The following is a 19,487-nucleotide window of genomic DNA, read 5'->3' as shown; positions in this document are numbered from 1 at the left end:
CATGCTGGAATGAACGACACGTTTCTGAACAGCACATACAATCTCGGCACGCCTGAAGCGACTGAAGCGCACTATCAGAACTGGGCTGCAACCTATGAAAAGGAAGTTGGTGAACACGGTTACGCCACGCCGGGCCGTGTAGCAGCGGCTTTGTGGTCTTTCGCACCGAAGCCTCAGACACCCATTCTGGATTACGGCTGCGGCACCGGGTTGTCGGGGCTTGCCCTGCGCGCAGTTGGCTTTGAGGTCATCGATGGGATGGACCCAACAGAAAACATGCTTCAGGAAGCCGCCAGCAAGGGCGTTTACCGAACATTGACCGGATTCGATATCGCCAAGCCCGCGCCGTTGAAACGTGGGGAGTACACGATGATCGCAGCCATAGGAGTGATCGGAAAAGGTGCTGCCCCGCCCGAGACACTGGATTTGTTGATGCACGCACTGCCCAAGGGTGGTTTGCTTGGCTTTTCGCTGAACGATCATGCGTTGGCGGACCATAAATTCACCTGCCGTCTGACGGATTGGGTCGACATGGGGGCAGCACGTTTGTTATTTCGTGAACACGGTCCCCACCTGCCTGGAATCAACCTTAACTCTGACGTGTATGTAATAGAAAAAGCGTGACTCTTGTAACGCGCTTTGCGCCATCCCCAACAGGCCCCCTTCATCTCGGGCACGCGTATTCTGCGTTGGTTGCCAGCGATAGGACCGCATCTGAAAGCGGCCGGTTCTTGCTGCGAATTGAGGATATCGATCGATCCCGCTCACGACAGCTATGGGAGGATCAGATATACAGCGACCTCAGATGGCTGGGGCTGACATGGCCTGAACCCGTAATGCGCCAATCGGATCGTATGGACGTTTACCATAAGGCGTTGGACCAGCTATGGGCGCAGGGGCTTTTGTATCCATGCACGTGTAATCGCAAAGATATCGCAGCAGCAGCCAGTGCGCCGCAGGAAGGCGCACCCATGCTTGGACCCGACGGGCTTGTGTACTCTGGAACCTGTCGAAAAAGGTTTGCTGGCAAAGATTTATCGAACCTTCCTCGTCCAACTCAGGACCCCTTGCGATTGGACGTGGTCAAGGCGTGTCAGGCGGTCCGCAACCCGGACAGGTACCAATTTCTTGAGTTGGGATCGGGTCCGGGCGGCGAAACCGGCATTATCACTTTCACGCCTGATGAGTTGGTCACCACCATAGGTGATGTAGTTCTGTCCCGCCGCGACATGGGGACGTCGTATCACTTGTCCGTTGTGCTTGACGATGCTGCTCAGGGCGTAACACAGGTGGTTCGAGGGCGGGACTTGTTCGAAGCAACCCGCATCCACGTTCTTTTGCAGGCGTTGTTGAACCTACCGACACCCGAGTATTTCCATCATGATCTGATCCGCGATGATGCAGGTAAACGGCTGGCCAAACGCGACGATGCCCGCGCAATTGCAAAGTACCGGGCCGACGGAGCCAGCCCAGATGACATACGCCGAATGGTTGGGCTTTGACCCCCTATTCCATTGGCGCCATCAGTTCAGTTTCCACCCCACCCCGAACGGCGGTAAAAAAACAGGTTCGTCGGTTGGTATGACAGGCTGCTCCGGTTTGACGGACAAGAACCAGTAGGCAGTCCCGGTCGCAATCGATCCGGAAATCCACAAGTTCCTGCACATGGCCCGAGGTTTCGCCCTTGATCCAGAAAGCCTGCCGCGAGCGTGACCAATAGGTCACCCGCCCGGTTTCGAGGGTCTTTTCAACCGCCTGTACATTCATCCAGGCCATCATCAGAACCTCGCCTGATGTTTCATCCTGCGCAATCGCCGGGATCAGACCCGCCTCATTAAATCTCAAAGTAGAGGGATCAAACACGACTGGGTCAGACATCTCAAAAACCTTTTGCATCCGGTGGGCTCGCCACTATGTATGGGTAACACACGACGAGGGAAAGCCATGAGCGGCGAGAACGACCTGATTAAGCTGTACTCCGGGCGCATTCTGGCGCTGGCTGCGGATATTCCGCATCTTGAGAGACTGGAAGATCCCGATGCAACCGTCAAGAAACGCTCACCTTTATGCGGATCGACTGTAACTGTGGACATCAAGGTTCGCGATGGTCAGATCAGTGCCTTTGGTCAGGAAGTCAAAGCCTGCGCTTTGGGGCAAGCGTCCGCCTCGGTCGTTGGGGAAGCGATAATTGGCGCGTCGCGGGCGCAGGTCGAAGCTGCGCGCGATCAGTTGGCGGCCATGCTCAAGACTGGCGGCCCTGCACCTGATGCGCCGTTTGATGGGCTTGAGGTGCTTATGCCCGCACGGGATTATAAAAACCGCCACGCGTCGATCCTGCTGGTTCTGGATGCCACGGCTGAGGCCATGGCGCAGGCTGAACAGGCAAACTGCGCCTGATTATAGCTATTTGGTGTAAACCCGTTTACCCTCTGCCCAGATTTCAGGAGGGATGGGTTTGAATAATTTGCTCGAGCATTTCGTTACGCTTTGGGTCGTTATCGACCCGATTGGAACAATTCCCGTTTTCATTGCAGTTACTGCCGGATTGGACGCGGCAGGCAGGCGGCGGACAGCGATGTTAGCAGCCGTGATAAGTGCTGCCGTATTGCTGTTCTTCCTTGTATTTGGTCAGGTGCTGATCGAAGCGCTGGATATCGGGTTGAATTCGTTTCAGGTCGCTGGCGGCATTATTCTGTTTCTGTTTGCCCTGACGATGATCTTTGGTGAAAGCAAACAAGAGATCGAACAACGGCAAGCCGAAGAAGATCGTGAAGACGCGTATCACCAGCAGAACCCGGCGATTTTCCCGCTTGCCGTGCCTTCACTGGCATCCCCCGGCGCAATGCTGGCAATTGTTATCCTAACTGACAACCACCGTTACAGCATCGCGGATCAGGGTATCACAGCGCTTGTCATGCTTTCCGTATTGCTGGTTGCGTTTGTACTGATGCTTTTGGCCGAGCCCATCATTCGGCTGATCGGTCATTCAGGCGCGGCAATCATCAGCCGTGTCATGGGGATGATTTTAGCCTCGGTTGCTGCCAACTCAGTCCTGTCCGCGCTGTTGGAGATCTTCAAAACCGGCCAATTGTAAAAAAAGCCGCCGCGCTTTCCGGGCGAAAGGGCGGCGGCAGGTATTGCGTGTCTCGTGTGGGGTCCGGTGTACCGCGCGGGGCCGAGGCATGGCCCCTCAAGGGGTTTGGGACAGGCAGGTCACCCTTGACTGAAATGGGGATGACAGCGCGGATTTTTCGGCACGAGATCGCAGGCAGAAAGGCTTAGAAACCAACCGGCAGGTGAAGGGCCACCATCAGCATCACGACCAAAGACAACACGCCAACGGCATCCTGCAGGATGGTCGATTGCGCGCGGCTAAAAGCGGTCTTGATCTGGGTCAGCATAGGGTCACCTCCGGTCAGAGTTTTAATCCTTTGTTGACCTTTTGTTCTCATATTTCCAAGCGCAGGTAAAGAACTTTTTAAGAACATTTGTGAACTTTAGGGAACATTACAGCTAACCCACTGAAATCAAACGGATCGCCTGATCCTGTTTCATCAGCCACAAAAGTACACGTGCGGCCCGTCCCCTGTCCGAAGTCAGTTTGGGATCGGTCGTTAGCAGCGCCCGCGCATCGGATTGGGCGACGGCCATCAATCCTGCCTGACGTTCCAGATCCGCGATATGGAATTTTGGCAACCCGGATTGCGCAGTTCCGATCAGATCGCCCGCGCCTCGCATCTCAAGGTCAGTTTCCGAGATTCGGAAGCCATCCTCTGTCTCGCGCAGAACCTCCAGCCGCTTGCGCCCTCCCTCGCTGAGCGGTGGTTGATACATCAGCAAACAGGTGGATTCCGCATCCCCGCGCCCGACGCGCCCCCGCAACTGGTGCAATTGCGCCAGCCCAAAGATCTCGGCCCGTTCAATGACCATGATCGTTGCGTTGGGTACGTTCACGCCGACCTCGATCACCGTTGTGGCAACAAGGACCTTTGTTTTCCCATTCTGAAATGCGCTCATCGCGGCGTCTTTGTCGGCGGGTGGCATCTGACCATGAACCAGCCCCACAACGCCCTCACCCAAAATGGCCCGCAGGCGTTTGAAGCGTTCCTCGGCCGCTGTCAGGTCTGAAACTTCGGATTCGTCGACCAGAGGGCACACCCAGTAACACTGTCGCCCCTCATCAATCGCACGCCGCAGGTGGGCTATGACTTCGTCCGTGCGCTGTGTGTTGACAATCGCCGTTTTGATCGGTTTTCGCCCCGGAGGCTTTTCATCCAGCACCGAAACATCCATGTCGCCATATTGCGCCAGCGCCAGACTGCGCGGGATGGGGGTGGCAGTCATTACCAGAACATCTGCCCCCTTGCCTTTTTCCGACAACTCCATCCTCTGCCGCACGCCAAACCGGTGCTGTTCGTCGACGATGGCCAATCTCAGCGCCTTGAATTCAACATCGCTTTGAAACACTGCATGTGTGCCAACCAGTATGTGAATATCGCCTTGTTTAAGCGCCTCAAGCTTGGCACGCCGCTCCGCGCCCTTGTCACGCCCGGTGAGCAGTTCCAGAACCACTCCGGCCTGCTCGGCCAGGGGGCGCAATCCTTCCAGATGCTGGCGCGCCAGAATTTCGGTCGGGGCCATCATCACGCCCTGCCCGCCTGCCTCAACCGCGATCAGAAGGGCCATGAAGGCCACCAGCGTCTTACCGGCGCCGACGTCGCCCTGTAACAGCCGGTTCATTCGGGCGTCAGACGCCATATCAGCCGAAATCTCATCAATGGCGCGCGTTTGTGCGCCAGTCGGGCGATATGGAAGGCTTGCCAGCACTTTCGATTGCAGTACCCCGGTTCCCACGCTGACGATCCCCCGCGACTTGCGCTCTCGTTGCCGGGCCAGAGCGAGCGTCAGCTGATGCGCAAACAACTCGTCATACGCCAACCTCTGACGTGCAGGGGCAAACGGCGCGACATCATCCGCGCCGCGCGGATTGTGACCGGCGTGAATGGCCGCGGACCAGTTCGGCCAGTTTTGCTGCGACACCTGCGCCGGATCGATCCATTCCTCAAGTTCGGGTGCGCGTGCCAATGCGCTGCGGCTGGCCTTGAACGCTGTTTTCTGCGTCAGCCCTTGCGTCAGGTGGTAAACCGGTTCGAATTCCGGGATATCTCCTGCTTGTTCAACGGGCAACATGTGGTCCGGATGCACCATCTGCGCCATGCCGTCGAACAGTTCCAACTTACCGGAAACCATGCGGCGTGATCCTTGTGGCAACACTTTCTTCAGATACTCACCACGTGCGTGGAAAAAGACCAGCTGGAAATCGGCCTGACTGTCTTCGACATGAACGCGATAGGCACCCCCCTTGCTGCGGGGCGGTCTGTGCGGGCCAACTGTCACTTCCACGGTCAGAGTGGCCGGCAGGTCCACCCCTTGAATTGTATCCCGCCTGCGCCGATCCACCACGGCATAAGGCAGGCTGAACAGAACATCGCGCGGGGATTCCACCCCGGTCTGCGCCATGGCCTGCGCTGTCTTGGGGCCGACGCCATCCAACGTTTCCAGCCCCGCAAATAGCGGGAAAAGCTGTTCGGGCCGTCCGCTCATGCGCCTTCTATCAGCTGAAGCCAGCCATCCTCGTCCAAAGTTTCGATCCCAAGTTCCGCTGCCTTTTTCGCCTTTGACCCGGCCCCGGGACCCGCGACCAGAATATCGGTTTTCTTGCTGACAGAGCCGGAAACCTTGGCGCCCAACGCCTCGGCCCGCGCTTTCGCCTCGGCGCGGGTCATCTTTTCCAGCGTTCCGGTGAACACTACGGTTTTACCTGCGACCGGACTGTCCGAGGCTGGCGCGTCCGGGGCGATAACCGTCAATTCGCTGCGCAACGTGTCGAAAGCCCGTCGTTCCTCTTCATTGGCAAATGCGTCCGACAATGAAAGGCCAAGTGTTGCGCCAATTCCGTCGATGCCGATCAGCTCTGCCCAGGCGGCATTGGCATCGGCTGCGACATTGGCCTCCGCGATGGCCGCGTCCCGCACTTCTTTCACGCGTGCGCGACGCCCTTCAAGCTGGGCCGCCGCACGCTCTGCGTCTTCCGCCTCATCCGCCCGCCGTTGCGCCAGCGCAGCCGGTCGTGCAGTGTCCAGCGCGAGCGCCATCGCATCCCAATCACGATAATACAGCGCCAGATCGCGCGCACCGACTTCGCCCACATGTCGAATGCCCAGTGCAAACAACAAGCGTGCAAATGGAATTTTCCGCTTTTCATCAATGGCTTCGAACAGGTTCCTGGCAGATGTTTCGCCCCACCCGTCCCGGTTTTTCAACCGCGTCAGACTGGCTGCGTCCCGCTGTTCCAGCGTGAAGATATCAGCTGGTGCATTGATCGGAAGGGTTGGATCCCCATAGAACATTTCAATCTGTTTTGCACCCAGCCCTTCTATATCAAAGGCTTTGCGCGACACGAAATGTTTCAGCTTTTCAACGGCCTGCGCAGGACAGATCAGGCCGCCGGTGCACCGTCGAACCGCGTCGCCCTCTTCACGGATCGCATCGCTTCCGCATTCGGGGCAATGTGTCGGAAAGGCAAAGGGGCGTGCATCGGCGGGGCGTTTGGACAAGTCGACATCCGACAGTTTGGGGATCACGTCGCCCGCGCGATAGACCTGAACCCAATCGCCCACTCGGATATCTTTTCCATCACGGATCGTGCCGCCTTTGGCGTCGCGCCCGGCGATGTAATCCTCGTTGTGCAAAGTGGCATTGGAGACGACCACCCCGCCAACCGTTACAGGATGCAACCGTGCCACGGGGCTGAGCGCCCCTGTTCGACCAACCTGAATGTCAATCGCCTCCAACCTGGTCCAGGCCAGTTCGGCTGGGAACTTATGTGCGATTGCCCATCTTGGCGTCGTCGAACGGAAACCCAAACGCGCCTGCAATGACAGATCGTTTACCTTGTAGACGACCCCATCGATATCATACCCCAAGGTCGCACGCTGCGCTTCGATATCCCGGTAATGAGCGATCATGCCCTCAGTCGTGGCACATAGGCGCGTCAAGGAATTCGTGGGGAACCCAAGGGTCGCAAGACGCTCAATTGCTCCCATCTGGGTATCCGCCAAAGGCTCTGACAGTTCACCCCAGGCATAGGCGAAGAAACGCAATGGGCGGGATCGGGTAATTTCCGAATCCAGCTGGCGCAGTGACCCTGCCGCCGCATTGCGCGGGTTGGCAAAGGGTTTGCCCCCCCGTTCAGTCTGCCGCTCATTCAACGCTTCGAAATCAGAGTGGGACATGTAAACCTCACCCCGAACCTCAAGAACGTCAGGCGCGTTTCCAATCTGCTGTGGAATATCAGAGACTGTGCAGGCGTTGGCCGTTACGTTCTCGCCAACTTCACCGTCGCCCCGCGTTGCGGCCTGAACCAGCTGTCCGTTCTCATATCGCAAGGACAAAGAAAGGCCGTCAATCTTGGGTTCAGCTGTGAAAGCCAGCGGCGCGCCTGCATCAAAGCCCAGATATTTGCGAATCGAGGCGTCGAAATCGGCAATGTCCCCATCGTCGAACGCATTTCCCAGTGACATCATTCGGACGGCATGAGTAACCTTTGAAAACCCATCCGCCGGTTTGGCCCCGACTTGCTCTGTCGGGCTGTCAGCACGTTTCAGGTGCGGAAAAAGCGCCTCGATCTCGGCATTTCTGCGTTTGAGGGCATCATAATCCGCATCCGACAACTCGGGCGCATCTTCTGCGTGATACAGCGTGTTGGCTCGGGACAGTATGTCCGCCAACCGCGCCAGTTCGGCACGCGCCTCATCATCCGTCAGGTCTGATATGGGAATGGAATTGCTCATGGCCTCGCCCTGTCACGCGTTCTTGGACCTCAGTGATAGGGCGAGGCCATGGCCAGGTCCAGATGTGCTGAGCCGTGAGTGCAATGTGCCGCCCTGGACCACCAGCGACACAAACGGTTCAAATCAGAGGCCGACCGCCATTCGCGTCTCGTCCAGAGTGTTGCTTTGCGGGTCGCGCAACACGTAGCCCCGCCCCCAAACGGTTTCGATATAATTCTCACCACCGGTTGCATTGCTGAGTTTTTTGCGCAGTTTGCAGATGAAGACGTCGATGATCTTCAGCTCGGGTTCATCCATGCCTCCGTATAAGTGGTTCAGAAACATTTCCTTGGTCAGAGTCGTACCCTTACGCAAGCTGAGCAATTCCAGCATCTGGTACTCTTTTCCTGTCAGGTGCACGGTTTTTCCGTCCACCTCAACGGTCTTGGCGTCCAAATTTACAGCCACGCGACCTGTATGGATGATGGACTGCGAATGCCCTTTCGACCGGCGGATGATGGCATGAATGCGGGCCACCAGTTCTTCGCGGTGGAAGGGTTTGGTCAGATAGTCATCCGCGCCAAACCCGAAACCTTTGATCTTGCTGTCCGTATCATCTGTGCCCGAAAGGATCAGGATCGGTGTTTCCACACGGGCAATCCGTAGCTGGCGCAACACTTCATGCCCGTTCATGTCCGGCAGGTTCAGGTCCAGCAAGATCAGGTCGTAATCGTAGAGCTTTGCCAGATCGATACCTTCTTCGCCAAGATCCGTAGCATAAACGTTTAGGTTCGCATGCGTCAGCATCAGTTCGATGCTTTTAGACGTGGTCGGATCATCCTCGACAAGAAGTATACGCATTTTCACTGCTCCAATTCGGGTCAATAATTCCAATTAAAATTAAACCTGACCAAGAATGGTTAATCTGACGTTACCGTTGAATCATATATTTCTGCTCTCCTTTAGGTTGTCGATACTTTTTTAAGGCCGTGGCTTTTAAAGCCTCGACACCGTGTTCCGCGACCAGGGAAACCCAGCCGTTGAATTCTTCGTCGCTGATGCCGTATTTCTGTTTTGCCTCGGACAGGCTGATCAGCCCGTAAAGTACCCCACGCACGACGAGAATCTTGCGGGAGGCCACCCACCGCCTTGTGCTTGTCGGCGGCAGATCGGCGCGCGTCAGTATGGATCCATCCGGCAGAGAAACAGACCTTGGCCCTTCCACTTTGTGCAAATACATCGCTTTACCCTTTTTGCTGCATCAAAGCTGGCACCAGCCTACTTAAGGTCGTATGAAACCGCCCCTTGAGAGTGTGTAGAATTTTCCTATATTCTGCCGGTCTTTCTTAACCCGGACAGGAACCGCCAATGGCCCTCGACACCGAGCCCCCCCTGAACTCGCTTGGCTTTGCCAAACCGCCCTCGGAAACGCGGGTGGTTGTAGCCATGTCAGGGGGCGTCGATAGCTCCGTCGTCGCGGCCTACTTGGCCGATCAGGGCTATGATGTGGTGGGGGTGACACTGCAACTCTATGACCATGGCGCGGCTTTGGCCAAGAAAGGGGCGTGCTGTGCCGGGATCGATATCCACGATGCGCGCCGCGTAGCAGAAGAGCGTGGGTTTCCCCACTATGTTCTGGACTATGAAAACATCTTCAAGGACGCGGTGATCGATGAGTTTGCGGAAAGCTATCTGGCAGGCGCAACACCCGTCCCCTGCATTCGCTGCAACGAGCGCGTAAAATTCAAGGACCTGCTGGAAACCGCCAAGGATCTTGAGGCCGACTGTATGGCCACCGGGCACTATATCCAGCGCAAGATGGGGCCACACGGCCCGGAACTGCACAGCGCCGAAGACGCTAACCGGGATCAATCCTATTTCCTGTTCTCAACAACGCCCGAACAGCTTGATTTCCTGCGCTTCCCGTTGGGTCATTTGCCGTCAAAAGACGCGACCCGCGAAATGGCGGCTCAATATGGGTTGTCTGTGGCGGACAAACCCGACAGTCAGGACATCTGCTTTGTGCCCGACGGCAATTATGCCAACGTCATTGAAAAGCTGCGCCCCGGTGCTGCGGAACCGGGTGAGATTGTTCATGCCGATGGCCGCGTTCTGGCACAGCACAACGGGGTGATCCATTACACGATCGGCCAAAGGCGCGGCTTGGGCATCGGCGGCCTGAGCGAGCCGCTTTATGTGGTCAAGCTGGACGTGGACAAAAAACAGGTCGTTGTCGGCCCCAAAGAGATGCTGGCAACGCGTGTCGTTCCCGTGCGTGAGATCAACTGGCTGGGCGATGAAGCCTTCACATCGCGCGAAGAATGGCACCTGTCAGTCAAGGTCCGTTCGACCCGCCCCCCGCGCGAGGCCATTATTCGACCACTGTCCGACACCGCTGCTGAGGTGGAATTGCTGACACCCGAAGAAGGCATTTCGCCCGGTCAGGCCTGCGTCTTCTATGCCTCAGAAGGCAGCCGCATCTTTGGCGGTGGCTGGATCTGGCGCGGATACTAGGCTGAAACGGGTTCAACCTCGGGTTCGATCTGGATCTGAAGCGCATCGTTGAACCGGTTGAATGCACCGCACAATGCGATGCGCCAGGTTAACTCGACAATCTGGGCATCGCTGAACCAGTCCCGTAGGTTGGAAACCTCAGCGTCGCGCATGCGGCCTGAACGTGTCGTCACCGCCTCGGCGTATCGCACGACAGCCTTGTCGCACGCGTCCAGTTCGGGGTGGTTGTCGACATCTGGCAAACGCGCCGCGCCTTCGGGGCTGAGACCTGCAACCGTCAACAGCGGAGTATGATGCGAGACGCAGTAGTCACAGGCGTTCAATTTGGAAACCGTCACCATGGCCAGTTCCAGCGAACGACGCGGCAAGGTTTGCTGTTCCCGCAACGCCGTCAACATGCCCGCGACATGTTCCAGAACCGGTGGACAATGTGCGGCAACCCGGGCCCAATTGTCGAACGGGCCATAAGCACCCAAAGCCGCATGTGACGCGCGTGTCTCGTCTGCCATCTCAGGGTCTGACAAGGGGGGGATGCGGGTCATGATGAAATCTCCTTTTCAGCGAGGATATCTTAAGTCCGCACCGCTGCAACAGACGGTCTCGGATAACAAACCCGAGACGGAATGCCGAAACAGGCCTGTTACAGGGCATCCGTGGGCGAATTGAAGAGGATGTAAAGCCCGACGCAGACCATGATATATGGGGCGATCCGATCCATACGGGCGACGCGTGGTCCAAGGCTTTTGGCCCGAGGTGCGCCCCAGGCGGCAACTACGACCAGAACTGAAGCGGCCAGTGCTGCGCCGATCAAGGCGGCAACACGGTATGAAGGGGCAGACTCCGCCAATAGCGGTGTCATGACCGCGAAACTGTCAATCGACAGGCTCAGGAACAGGGTAACCACCGATGTTACGGCCCCTTTTAACTCGGTTCCTTCAGAATTGGCCCCGAAAAACTGCCGCCAGATTCCGCGCAAACCAAAGGCCAGTGGTACAAGACCCAGAAACCCGATCCAAAACGGTGCGCCGCTCTGGTCAACACCCAATGCGACGGTCATGGCCAATGTCAGAACAATTGTCTGCGCGACGGCAAAGCCAATGATGGCGCGGCGTTGCTCGATCACCATTATCAAACCCAGTAGGACGGCCAGATTGTCCAGATTGGTGGATATCATGGCAACCGCGGCTGAAGCGGCGAACAGCGTGTGATCAAGCATGCTTAATCTGCATTCTGTCCAGCACAGCTCGTGCCGCCCGCAACCCCGGTGCTTCTCCTCCGCGCCCCAACCGTTCCATTGTCAGGTTCATCGCGAGTTGCTGAGTGTCAGGGGCATTGGTCACGTCATGCAGGGCTTTGGCGATCTTGTCTGGCTGGCAATCGTTCAGCAGGCATTCAGGCACGGCGCGTGTTTCAGATACCAGATTGACCAATGTAACAGTGTCCAGCTTGACCATGCGTTCGGCCATTTTCTGGGTCAGCCAATTGAGTTTGTAGGCGATCACCATAGGTGTATTCTGCGCCGCCAGTTCCAAAGAAACCGTACCCGAAGCGGCCAGCGCGATACATGCCGTGCCAAAAGCCGCGCGTTTTTCGACCGTGGCTTGCCCGGCCCCCATTTGTCGCGGGTCGAGCACTATTGGTGCGCCCGGCCAGCTTTGCGTCAGAGCGTTGACCAGGTCAGTTGTCGCACCCACGGTTGGAACCACGACACGATAACTGGGATGGTCCGTCAAAAACAGCCGCAATGCCTCACCGAACGTGTCTGCCAGACGTTCGATCTCACCCCGTCGCGATCCGGGCAGAGCCAGCAGGACTGGTTCATCCCCTAGGTCGTACCTGCTCCGGAAGGCCGCAATCTCGGCCTGTGTTGCCGTCGGTTCGCTGGCAACAGGGTGGCCGACAAAGTCGCACTCCATCCCTGCCCGCTCCATGTATGGCGGCTCGAACGGAAGCAGTGCCAGCACATGGTCGATGACCTTTGCCATTTTGTCCGCCCGTCCCGGACGCCAGGCCCAGACACTGGGCGCAACGTAGTGCACGGTGCGAATATCACTGGCGCACTTGACGAGTTTGGCGACACGCAGGCTGAAATCGGGGCTGTCGATGGTGATCAGAACATCCGGCCGCGTGTCCAACACTGCGTGCGCGGTCTCCGAGATCCGACGCTTGAGTTGAAAAAACTTCGGCAGAACCTCGATCAAACCCATCACCGAAAGTTCCGACATCGGAAACCGGCTGGTCAGCCCCTGAGCAGCCATCAAAGGTCCGCCCACCCCGTCGAACTCAATATCGGGGATAAGGGATTTCAGCCCCTCCATCAACGCGCCGCCCAGCCGGTCGCCCGAAGGTTCACCGGCGACCAGAAAGACGCGCATCAGACCGCCCGCTCGCGAATATACAGGAACAGCCCAAGACGGTTACATTCGGCGATGACCTGTTCTTTTTCCAAAACCAGCACACCGCCCTTTTCCAGAACGATGCCAGACAAGCCTGCCGCGACCGCATCCGTGACGGTGTCGGGCCCGATGGCAGGCAGATCAGCACGCCGATCTTGATCGGGCTTTGGGCCTTTGAATAGTATGCCACCCCCCGCGTCCGGGCGTTGCGTCAGGGATTGAAGCATCCAGGCGGTTCCAAAGATGCCCTCGACTGCCAAAACCTGCCCTTTTGAGACGGCACAGGCCTGACCAATATCCGCAGCCCCCATGGCCCGCAGAATTCCGGCAGCACGATCTGCATCTGTCATGTCACTTTCGGATGGATGCACTTCGGTCAGACAGCCCAAAGGCGGTAAAAGGCTTGGGGCGATTTCCTGCGCTGCCCGGACTCGCATACCGGCGCCTTCCAGCAGGCCAATAACAGCCCGCAACGCTCCGTCATCACCCGACAGCATGGCCTGCTGGATCACCGGAACCAACGGCATCGTTGCCGCGTCAATACGTTTGGGATCAACCTGCGGGCGCCGAACTGCGCCGGCCATACAAATCTCGGTCACGCCCTTCGCCTGAAGCCCGGCAATAAAACTGCCAAGCTGTTCAAGCGGAAACACGATATCTGCGACCAGATCATCCGGCAGGAACCCTTCCATCGCGCAGATCAGCGGACGTTCTGCCAGCTGGGCAACCAATTCGGTCGGCAGCGCCCCGGTTCCCGCAATCAACGCAAGCATGTCCCTATTTCCTCGGTGTCAGGAACGACCGATCGCTGTGTCCGGTGACAAAATCAACGATCCGCTGCACATAGTCGCTTTCGTTACCCTGACCAAGACGGTTGGCGCGATCCATGAACGTTCCATCGCCCTCAGACAGCTCCTTGAACGCGGCACGCAATGCCGAGATGTCTTCGCGCGAAACACCTTTACGCTTGAGGCCCACGAGGTTCAGACCTTCAAGCTCACCCCGGGACGCTTGTACCAAACCGTAGGGAATGACGTCCTTTGGCACCATGGTGAGCGCACCGATGATCGCCCCGCGACCAACACGCACCCACTGGTGCAGGCCCGAAATGCCACCGACGATCACATCATCCTCGACGATGCAGTGACCAGCTGCCCCTGCGTGGTTCACCATGATAACCCGGTTGCCGATCTGCACGTCATGGGCCACATGAACACCTGCCATTAGCAGGCAATCATCCCCGATCCGGGTTACACCGCCGCCACCTTCGGTCCCGGTATTGATCGTCACGTGCTCGCGAATGCGGTTGCGCTGACCGATTTCAAGGCGCGTGTTTTCACCGCCAAATTTCAGGTCCTGCGGAATCTCACCGATCACCGAAAAATTAAAGATCACGGTGTCTTCGCCAATCGATGTGTCACCGGTCACAACGACATGAGACTTCAGTTCGACCCGATCAGCCAGTTTTACATTGGCGCCCACATAGCTGAAAGGACCGATGACGCAATCCTGCCCGATCTGCGCCCCGTCTTCGATAATCGCGCTGGGGTGGATACCGCTCATGTTGTTTTTTCCATATCCCAATCGACATAGGCCGAGAATTCTGCCTCGGCGGCCACTTCACCATCAACAGTTGCGCGGCCGTTGAATTTGAAAAGCTTGCCACCTTTCTTGCCGCGAACCGTTTCGACATGCATTTCCAGGACGTCGCCAGGAACAACTTTCCTGCGGAATTTGCATTTGTCGATGCTCATGAAATAGATCAGCAACTCGGTGTCGATGACATCCATACCCACGCCCAGCATTACGCCTGCTGTCTGCGCCATCGCCTCAACGATGGTAACACCTGGCATGATCGGAGTTCCCGGGAAATGCCCTTGGAAATGCGGCTCGTTCATGGTGACGTTCTTGATACCTCGGGCTGATTGATAGCCAGTGATGTCCACCACCTTGTCGACCAGCAAAAACGGATAACGATGCGGCAGGATCCTTTGGATCAACTGAATATCGGCGCTTTTGGGTTCCGTTGTCATGATTCAGGTATCCCGTTCTGAATGTTTCTTTTTCAGCGTGGTTAGCAATACAGCCTCGCAAGGGCAAGCGAACCTATTCGCTTGTGTCCTTTTGCAACCCGCTGCCATCGCCAATTGCCGTGTTCACACGGATTATCGCGGCCTCGGTGATATCTGACGTGCTTACAACGACATTGGAGCGTTCGATGATCACGCTGGCCCCGAATTCGCGTAGCAAATCAACAAGGATCGGGCGAACAATTTCAAAAAACGTTTGCTGCGCTTCCTCGCTGCGACGTGCCAGCGCGTCCAGCTTTGCCCTTTGTCCGTCTCGATGGGACTGAACCTTGACATCGAACGCTTCGGCCAGCGGGCGAAACTCCTCTGCTGGCATGGTCGTGCGCTTTTCGGTCAGGTCTTTTTCTTCTCGGCTGAGTTCCGCGACAATCCGTTCATTTTCTTCCGCAAGCATTGCGCTTTCTTTTTCGATCTCGCGCAATACACGTTGCCCGAATGCCGAATTCTTGAACAGCTGCTCACCGGACAAAGTAACCACACTGGCTTGCGGAACACCCAGCTGCTGCGCATCAGCCGAAGGGGCCTGAAACAGCATCATAAATGCACACAGGGCCCAAAGCGGGCCCTGTATCGAGGTAAAGAACCTGTTCGTCATCGCAGATCAGAACCGGGCCTGAATGGTCAGGTCAAAGTTCTGTTCCTTGTCGAACGTTTCCTTTTTCAGAGCCTTCGAGAAGTTGAACTGCAAAGGTCCAAACGGCGTTTCCCACAAGACCGAGATGCCGATTACGTGACGAATGGACCCGTCTGCACCAACGATATTTGCCCCTGCAGTATTTACATCGTTGATGTTGTAAAGGTTTCCAACGTCATAGAACAGACCGCCCCGCAGGCCCAGCTCCTCGGGCAGACCCAAGGGGAAATCGGTTTCAAAACGCGCGACCCAGTAATAGTTGCCGCCGATGGCATCATCCTGGCCATTGGACAAATCACGCGGGCCAAGACCTGCAGGTTCAAAGCCGCGGAAAGTGCGAGGCCCCAAAACAAAACGGTCGACAGTGCGGCTGAAGTCATTTCCGCTCCAATTCAACGCACCCAACTCCAATGTGGCACGTAGTACCACTTCTTCATTCCAGACCCGCGTTTGAGCGATGCCGCGCGCAGTGGTTTTGAAATACTTGTTATCACCGCCAAGGCCTGCCGCGTCGACGCCCACCTCGAACAGAACACCAGAATTCGGGTCCAGACCACCAATCCGGCTGTCATAAATGTAGGACAGTCCCAGTGAACTGGACGTCCGTTTGCCTTGCGCGATCTCGGACGCGATCACTGCGCCATTGGTCTGATTGCTTTGTTGCGTCATCTCGCTGCGGTCCCAGCCATAGCGCAGGCGAAGAGCAGACAGTTCACCGATTGCATAGGTCAGCTGAGGTGTGAAGAACAACGAGCTCGTGTCGTAGCTGGCAAAGCCGGAATTGGTTGCCGACAGCCCCAGACCAAGGTCGAAACGCAGCTTGCGACCAAGCAAATAGGGTTCGGTAAAGTTAATCGTGTACTGTTCTGAATCCTGTGCTGTCGAGATCGACACACCAAGATTCTGACCGCGTCCCAGGAAGTTTGCCTCGTTCAGGCCGATTGCAATCCCGAAGCCGTCTGTGACCGAGTAGCTGCCGCCAAGGCTCAGCGAACCTGTAGGCTGTTCCTCGACATCCACATCCAGAATGACCTGGCTGGGTGATGACCCCTCCCGAGGCTCGACCTCCGCAACTGCAAAGAAACCAAGCGCATTGATGCGTTCCGCGGCCTGACGGATTTCACGTGGGTTGAACGGGTCACCTTCGACGGTGTCGAACTGACGACGGATTACACGGTCCAGCGTGGTGGTGTTGCCTTCGATATCGATCCGTTCAACAAAAATCCGCGGACCTTTCGTCAGAACAAATTCAATATCCAGGGTAAGATCACGGTCATTGCGCGTCACACGCGGTTCAACCCGCAGGAAATCAACACCCTGTTTCACCCCAAGGCGTTCTTGCCGCGCGATCGAGTTTTCCACCAGTGTCGGCGTATACGTCACGCCCGGTTTGATTTTCAGCACATCCTGATAAGGCGCTGCATCAACGCCGGCGATTTCACTAACCGTCGTGATCTTTCCAAACGAGAACTTTTGGCCTTCGGTGACGTTCATCACAAGAAAGAACGCATCCCGTTCGCGGGTGAATTCGACGTTGGCGCTGTTCACACGGAAATCGATATAGCCCCGCGACAGGTAGAAATCGCGAATGACCTGTTTGTCGAATTCGATGCGGTCGCCAATAAACGTGTCGTTGCGGAAGAATGTCCGCAGGAAGGTTGCCTGCTTGGTTTCCAGAACCCGGCGCAGCCTCCGGTCCGAATAGGCGCGGTTGCCGACAAAGCTGACGCGCTCGACCTCAATGGTCGTGCCTTCTGCCACTTCAAAGACCAGATCAACCCGGTTGTCGCTGCGACGGATAATGCGAGGAATAACGGTTGCCGCGACGCGACCCTGGGCGGAATACACTTCGGCAATGGTGTCGGCGTCTGCTTCGGCCGCCTGTGGCGTAAAGACCCGGCGGGGTTGCGACGAGATCACGTCCAGAAGAACGTCGTCTTTGACGCGAGCATTCCCTTCGATGCTGATCTGGTTGATCGTTGGATATTCCTGGACCTGAATGACCAGAGTCGTGCCGCGCGGCGTCAATTCAACTGTCTCAAATACACCACTGTCAAGCAAACGCTGATAGGCATCGTTAAGCTGCCCGGCCGTTACAGTCTGGCCCGGTTCGATTCCGGTCCGAGCGATAATTGTTCCGGTTTCGATCCGGCGGTTCCCCTCAACATCAAACGAGTTGATTGTGTAGTTTTGCGCCGATGCCGCATGCGGAAACGCCAGTAAACTTACCGCAACAAAAAGGAAAAAAACCGTTAGCGCCTGCCACAAAATATTGTTTGTCGGCATATGCCCCCCGCAGGATGTGCCTGCGTCTCGCCTGTCAGTCATTTTATGCTCTACCCAGAATTTTGAGACTTTAATGCTGAGTAACGGGATTGAATGAGCTTGTCAAAAGGCGATATCGAAGCAGTCAGGCAGACGACCACGCGACAACAGACCTACGATTTTCCCGAGAATCACATTCCCGCCAGATAGGCGGCTCCAGCCATCGCCAACGCTGTAACGGCAAAACTCAGCATAACGTCCCAATTCAACATGAACAGGAAGCTAAAGCTTTGATAAGATTTTTTCAGCGTTTTGGACATGACTGTTCCCTTTAGACGGGAATGTTGTAGCGCTGAAATATGGCGGCAATGCGGCTGGAATCTGCTCCAGCCGCCACATTCAGCAGAACAGGTCGTTGCTGACCGAAAACAGCATCAGGGTCAGAATGATCGAAATTCCAATGCCCATGAGTATGCGCAACGCCCGGTCGCTGGGCGGTTTCCCGGCAATGGCCTCGTAGGCGTAGAAGACGAGATGTCCGCCATCCAGCGCCGGAATGGGAAACAGGTTCAACAACCCGACCGCCGTCGACAGGACAGCAATGAAGAAGATAAAATTCTGCGCCCCCTGGCTGGCCATCGCCCCCGAGGTTTCGGCAATTCCGATTGGCCCCGAGATGTTGCAGGTGCTGATTGCACCCGTCACCATGTGCCACATGCCGGATAAGGACCCTTCGATGATGCGTCCAGTCTGGATGACACCGCCCTTTAGGGAATCGAAAAGACCAGCCGGTACGGTTGCAGGCTCAAGCATCATGCCGCCGACGATTCCGATGCGCCAATGGGTGACAAAACCACCATCAGGCTGCGGTTCATCTGTGCGCCGGGGTGCCAGGGCAAACTCCAACTCGGAACCATCCCGCCAGACTTCAAGCAGCAAGACGCGGCCGTCCGATCCTTCGACATGATCCTTTAGCTGTTCGAAGGCAAAGATCGGTTCACCATTGACCGAGGTGATGACATCCCCTTGCTTCAGTTGGATATCCATAGCCGCGCTACGGGGAGCAACCTGACGGATCAGCGGCGGAAGCATCCAGGGGGCCTGAACCTCAAGGGGTTGGCCATCGCGGATCACGGAATAATCCAGAACCGGTTGAACAGGCAGCTGGTCGATGAATTCCTTCCATGCGACTTCTTCGTCATAGTCCGGTGTCGGACGACCGGCGATAGCCGTGATCACATCTCCCTCGCGCAATTCCTGCACGGTGCCTGGCAAAGGCTGCAACGCGCCAACGGTCAGGGGTTCACGCGAAACGCCCTGTGACCAGAAGATCAGGCCAAAAACCAGAATGGACATGGCGAAATTAAAGACCGGGCCAGCCGCGACAGTTGCTGCCCGCGCCCATAGCGGGGCGCCGTGCATGGTGCGGCGCAACTCCTCAGGATTTTGGGTCGCGATGTCTTCCATCGCCTCTTCATCCTTGCCCGAGGCCGCATTGGCGTCGCCCAGAAATTTCACGTATCCACCAAAAGGCAACGCTGCGATCTGCCACTTGGTTCCGCGTTTATCCTTGCGGCTCCAGAGCACCGGTCCAAACCCGAGCGAAAAGACTTCGGCATGGATACCAGACCACCGGCCCACAATGTAATGGCCATATTCATGCACGGCCACAATGACCGACAGCGCAATAACAAAGGCAACAATCGTCCACAGCAGATTGCCGAATTGCGGGATCAGCGAAAGTACGTCCAAATTT

21 protein-coding genes are annotated in these 19,487 nt (G+C 56.8%); 5 read left to right on the top strand and 16 right to left on the bottom strand.

Annotated features, from left to right (window positions below; all coding sequences use genetic code 11):
* Positions 1-9 precede the first annotated feature (9 nt).
* Both ACR0LL_RS04065 and gluQRS read left to right on the top strand, forming a co-directional pair.
* A complete protein-coding gene (locus ACR0LL_RS04065) occupies positions 10-624 on the top strand; it encodes a class I SAM-dependent DNA methyltransferase (protein ID WP_480584203.1) in 615 nt (204 codons plus the stop codon).
* On the top strand, positions 621-1,502 hold the full coding sequence (gene gluQRS / locus ACR0LL_RS04060; protein ID WP_480584202.1) for a tRNA glutamyl-Q(34) synthetase GluQRS: 882 nt from the start codon (positions 621-623) through the stop codon (positions 1,500-1,502). The genes ACR0LL_RS04065 and gluQRS overlap by 4 nt, the downstream gene beginning before the upstream one ends.
* A gap of 4 nt (positions 1,503-1,506) precedes the next feature.
* On the opposite strand, the gene hisI is transcribed toward gluQRS, so the two are convergent.
* On the bottom strand, positions 1,507-1,896 hold the full coding sequence (gene hisI / locus ACR0LL_RS04055) for a phosphoribosyl-AMP cyclohydrolase (RefSeq protein ID WP_480481004.1): 390 nt from the start codon (positions 1,894-1,896) through the stop codon (positions 1,507-1,509).
* 48 nt (positions 1,897-1,944) lie between these two features.
* Here hisI and ACR0LL_RS04050 point away from each other — a divergent pair, with 48 nt between their 5' ends.
* A complete protein-coding gene (locus tag ACR0LL_RS04050; RefSeq protein WP_480584200.1) occupies positions 1,945-2,397 on the top strand; it encodes an iron-sulfur cluster assembly scaffold protein in 453 nt (150 codons plus the stop codon).
* Positions 2,398-2,455: 58 nt separating this feature from the next.
* A complete protein-coding gene (locus ACR0LL_RS04045; RefSeq protein WP_267366387.1) occupies positions 2,456-3,094 on the top strand; it encodes a MarC family protein in 639 nt (212 codons plus the stop codon).
* A gap of 184 nt (positions 3,095-3,278) precedes the next feature.
* Here the strand turns inward: ACR0LL_RS04045 and ACR0LL_RS04040 are convergent, their stop codons facing one another.
* The 5 genes from ACR0LL_RS04040 to sciP all read right to left on the bottom strand — a co-directional run bounded on the left by ACR0LL_RS04040 (position 3,279) and on the right by sciP (position 9,072).
* The gene (locus ACR0LL_RS04040) at positions 3,279-3,401 is read right to left on the bottom strand and encodes a hypothetical protein (RefSeq protein ID WP_267366389.1); all 123 of its coding nucleotides are present in this window, start codon (positions 3,399-3,401) and stop codon (positions 3,279-3,281) included.
* A gap of 112 nt (positions 3,402-3,513) precedes the next feature.
* A complete protein-coding gene (gene recG, locus ACR0LL_RS04035; protein WP_480584198.1) occupies positions 3,514-5,604 on the bottom strand; it encodes an ATP-dependent DNA helicase RecG in 2,091 nt (696 codons plus the stop codon).
* Positions 5,601-7,853, bottom strand: coding sequence for an NAD-dependent DNA ligase LigA (gene ligA / locus ACR0LL_RS04030; protein WP_480584196.1), 2,253 nt, complete (start codon positions 7,851-7,853; stop codon positions 5,601-5,603). Before ligA ends, recG begins: the two co-directional genes overlap by 4 nt.
* Positions 7,854-7,976: 123 nt before the next feature.
* A complete protein-coding gene (ctrA, locus tag ACR0LL_RS04025; protein ID WP_480584195.1) occupies positions 7,977-8,693 on the bottom strand; it encodes a response regulator transcription factor CtrA in 717 nt (238 codons plus the stop codon).
* 70 nt (positions 8,694-8,763) lie between these two features.
* On the bottom strand, positions 8,764-9,072 hold the full coding sequence (gene sciP, locus ACR0LL_RS04020; protein WP_480584193.1) for a CtrA inhibitor SciP: 309 nt from the start codon (positions 9,070-9,072) through the stop codon (positions 8,764-8,766).
* A gap of 128 nt (positions 9,073-9,200) precedes the next feature.
* Here sciP and mnmA point away from each other — a divergent pair, with 128 nt between their 5' ends.
* Positions 9,201-10,346 carry a tRNA 2-thiouridine(34) synthase MnmA gene (gene mnmA, locus ACR0LL_RS04015; protein ID WP_480584191.1) on the top strand — a complete coding sequence of 382 codons (1,146 nt, stop codon included), beginning with the start codon at positions 9,201-9,203 and terminating at the stop codon, positions 10,344-10,346.
* Here the strand turns inward: mnmA and ACR0LL_RS04010 are convergent.
* From ACR0LL_RS04010 to rseP, 10 genes are all read right to left on the bottom strand, one after another.
* On the bottom strand, positions 10,343-10,888 hold the full coding sequence (locus ACR0LL_RS04010; RefSeq protein ID WP_480584190.1) for a carboxymuconolactone decarboxylase family protein: 546 nt from the start codon (positions 10,886-10,888) through the stop codon (positions 10,343-10,345). The two genes, mnmA and ACR0LL_RS04010, sit on opposite strands and share 4 nt — an antisense overlap.
* A gap of 98 nt (positions 10,889-10,986) precedes the next feature.
* On the bottom strand, positions 10,987-11,562 hold the full coding sequence (locus tag ACR0LL_RS04005) for a hypothetical protein (protein ID WP_480584188.1): 576 nt from the start codon (positions 11,560-11,562) through the stop codon (positions 10,987-10,989).
* The gene (lpxB, locus tag ACR0LL_RS04000; protein WP_480584186.1) at positions 11,555-12,721 is read right to left on the bottom strand and encodes a lipid-A-disaccharide synthase; all 1,167 of its coding nucleotides are present in this window, start codon (positions 12,719-12,721) and stop codon (positions 11,555-11,557) included. The genes ACR0LL_RS04005 and lpxB overlap by 8 nt, the downstream gene beginning before the upstream one ends.
* Positions 12,721-13,515, bottom strand: a complete 795-nt coding sequence (locus ACR0LL_RS03995) for an LpxI family protein (RefSeq protein ID WP_480584184.1) — start codon at positions 13,513-13,515, stop codon at positions 12,721-12,723. Before ACR0LL_RS03995 ends, lpxB begins: the two co-directional genes overlap by 1 nt.
* Before the next feature lie 4 nt (positions 13,516-13,519).
* Complete coding sequence (lpxA, locus tag ACR0LL_RS03990; protein WP_480584182.1) at positions 13,520-14,305, bottom strand: acyl-ACP--UDP-N-acetylglucosamine O-acyltransferase; 786 nt, start codon at positions 14,303-14,305, stop codon at positions 13,520-13,522.
* Positions 14,302-14,775: a 3-hydroxyacyl-ACP dehydratase FabZ gene (fabZ, locus tag ACR0LL_RS03985; protein WP_480584180.1), complete on the bottom strand. Its 474-nt coding sequence runs from the start codon at positions 14,773-14,775 to the stop codon at positions 14,302-14,304. Before fabZ ends, lpxA begins: the two co-directional genes overlap by 4 nt.
* A gap of 73 nt (positions 14,776-14,848) precedes the next feature.
* The gene (locus tag ACR0LL_RS03980) at positions 14,849-15,427 is read right to left on the bottom strand and encodes an OmpH/Skp family outer membrane protein (RefSeq protein WP_480584178.1); all 579 of its coding nucleotides are present in this window, start codon (positions 15,425-15,427) and stop codon (positions 14,849-14,851) included.
* Positions 15,428-15,433: 6 nt separating this feature from the next.
* Complete coding sequence (bamA, locus tag ACR0LL_RS03975) at positions 15,434-17,794, bottom strand: outer membrane protein assembly factor BamA (RefSeq protein WP_480584177.1); 2,361 nt, start codon at positions 17,792-17,794, stop codon at positions 15,434-15,436.
* 128 nt (positions 17,795-17,922) lie between these two features.
* Positions 17,923-18,051 carry a hypothetical protein gene (locus ACR0LL_RS03970; RefSeq protein WP_267364732.1) on the bottom strand — a complete coding sequence of 43 codons (129 nt, stop codon included), beginning with the start codon at positions 18,049-18,051 and terminating at the stop codon, positions 17,923-17,925.
* A gap of 79 nt (positions 18,052-18,130) precedes the next feature.
* Positions 18,131-19,483 carry an RIP metalloprotease RseP gene (gene rseP / locus ACR0LL_RS03965; protein ID WP_480584175.1) on the bottom strand — a complete coding sequence of 451 codons (1,353 nt, stop codon included), beginning with the start codon at positions 19,481-19,483 and terminating at the stop codon, positions 18,131-18,133.
* Positions 19,484-19,487: the final 4 nt, after the last annotated feature.

This window comes from Ruegeria sp. AI2 (assembly GCF_056541275.1).
Note: the sequence above shows the minus strand (reverse complement) of the source record. Positions and strands in the feature narration are given on the sequence as shown.

What these genes read in the sequence shown, in the direction of transcription:
- bamA (WP_480584177.1), bottom strand. Translation starts at nt 17,794, where the DNA reads ATGACTGACAGGCGAGACGCAGGCACATCCTGCGGGGGGCATATGCCG.
- ACR0LL_RS03970 (WP_267364732.1), bottom strand. Translation starts at nt 18,051, where the DNA reads ATGTCCAAAACGCTGAAAAAATCTTATCAAAGCTTTAGCTTCCTGTTC.
- lpxA (WP_480584182.1), bottom strand. Translation starts at nt 14,305, where the DNA reads ATGAGCGGTATCCACCCCAGCGCGATTATCGAAGACGGGGCGCAGATC.
- mnmA (WP_480584191.1), top strand. Translation starts at nt 9,201, where the DNA reads ATGGCCCTCGACACCGAGCCCCCCCTGAACTCGCTTGGCTTTGCCAAA.
- ACR0LL_RS04010 (WP_480584190.1), bottom strand. Translation starts at nt 10,888, where the DNA reads ATGACCCGCATCCCCCCCTTGTCAGACCCTGAGATGGCAGACGAGACA.
- recG (WP_480584198.1), bottom strand. Translation starts at nt 5,604, where the DNA reads ATGAGCGGACGGCCCGAACAGCTTTTCCCGCTATTTGCGGGGCTGGAA.
- ACR0LL_RS03995 (WP_480584184.1), bottom strand. Translation starts at nt 13,515, where the DNA reads ATGCTTGCGTTGATTGCGGGAACCGGGGCGCTGCCGACCGAATTGGTT.
- ACR0LL_RS04040 (WP_267366389.1), bottom strand. Translation starts at nt 3,401, where the DNA reads ATGCTGACCCAGATCAAGACCGCTTTTAGCCGCGCGCAATCGACCATC.
- hisI (WP_480481004.1), bottom strand. Translation starts at nt 1,896, where the DNA reads ATGCAAAAGGTTTTTGAGATGTCTGACCCAGTCGTGTTTGATCCCTCT.
- sciP (WP_480584193.1), bottom strand. Translation starts at nt 9,072, where the DNA reads ATGTATTTGCACAAAGTGGAAGGGCCAAGGTCTGTTTCTCTGCCGGAT.
- fabZ (WP_480584180.1), bottom strand. Translation starts at nt 14,775, where the DNA reads ATGACAACGGAACCCAAAAGCGCCGATATTCAGTTGATCCAAAGGATC.
- ACR0LL_RS04050 (WP_480584200.1), top strand. Translation starts at nt 1,945, where the DNA reads ATGAGCGGCGAGAACGACCTGATTAAGCTGTACTCCGGGCGCATTCTG.
- ctrA (WP_480584195.1), bottom strand. Translation starts at nt 8,693, where the DNA reads ATGCGTATACTTCTTGTCGAGGATGATCCGACCACGTCTAAAAGCATC.
- ACR0LL_RS04065 (WP_480584203.1), top strand. Translation starts at nt 10, where the DNA reads ATGAACGACACGTTTCTGAACAGCACATACAATCTCGGCACGCCTGAA.
- lpxB (WP_480584186.1), bottom strand. Translation starts at nt 12,721, where the DNA reads ATGCGCGTCTTTCTGGTCGCCGGTGAACCTTCGGGCGACCGGCTGGGC.
- ACR0LL_RS03980 (WP_480584178.1), bottom strand. Translation starts at nt 15,427, where the DNA reads ATGACGAACAGGTTCTTTACCTCGATACAGGGCCCGCTTTGGGCCCTG.
- ACR0LL_RS04005 (WP_480584188.1), bottom strand. Translation starts at nt 11,562, where the DNA reads ATGCTTGATCACACGCTGTTCGCCGCTTCAGCCGCGGTTGCCATGATA.
- ligA (WP_480584196.1), bottom strand. Translation starts at nt 7,853, where the DNA reads ATGAGCAATTCCATTCCCATATCAGACCTGACGGATGATGAGGCGCGT.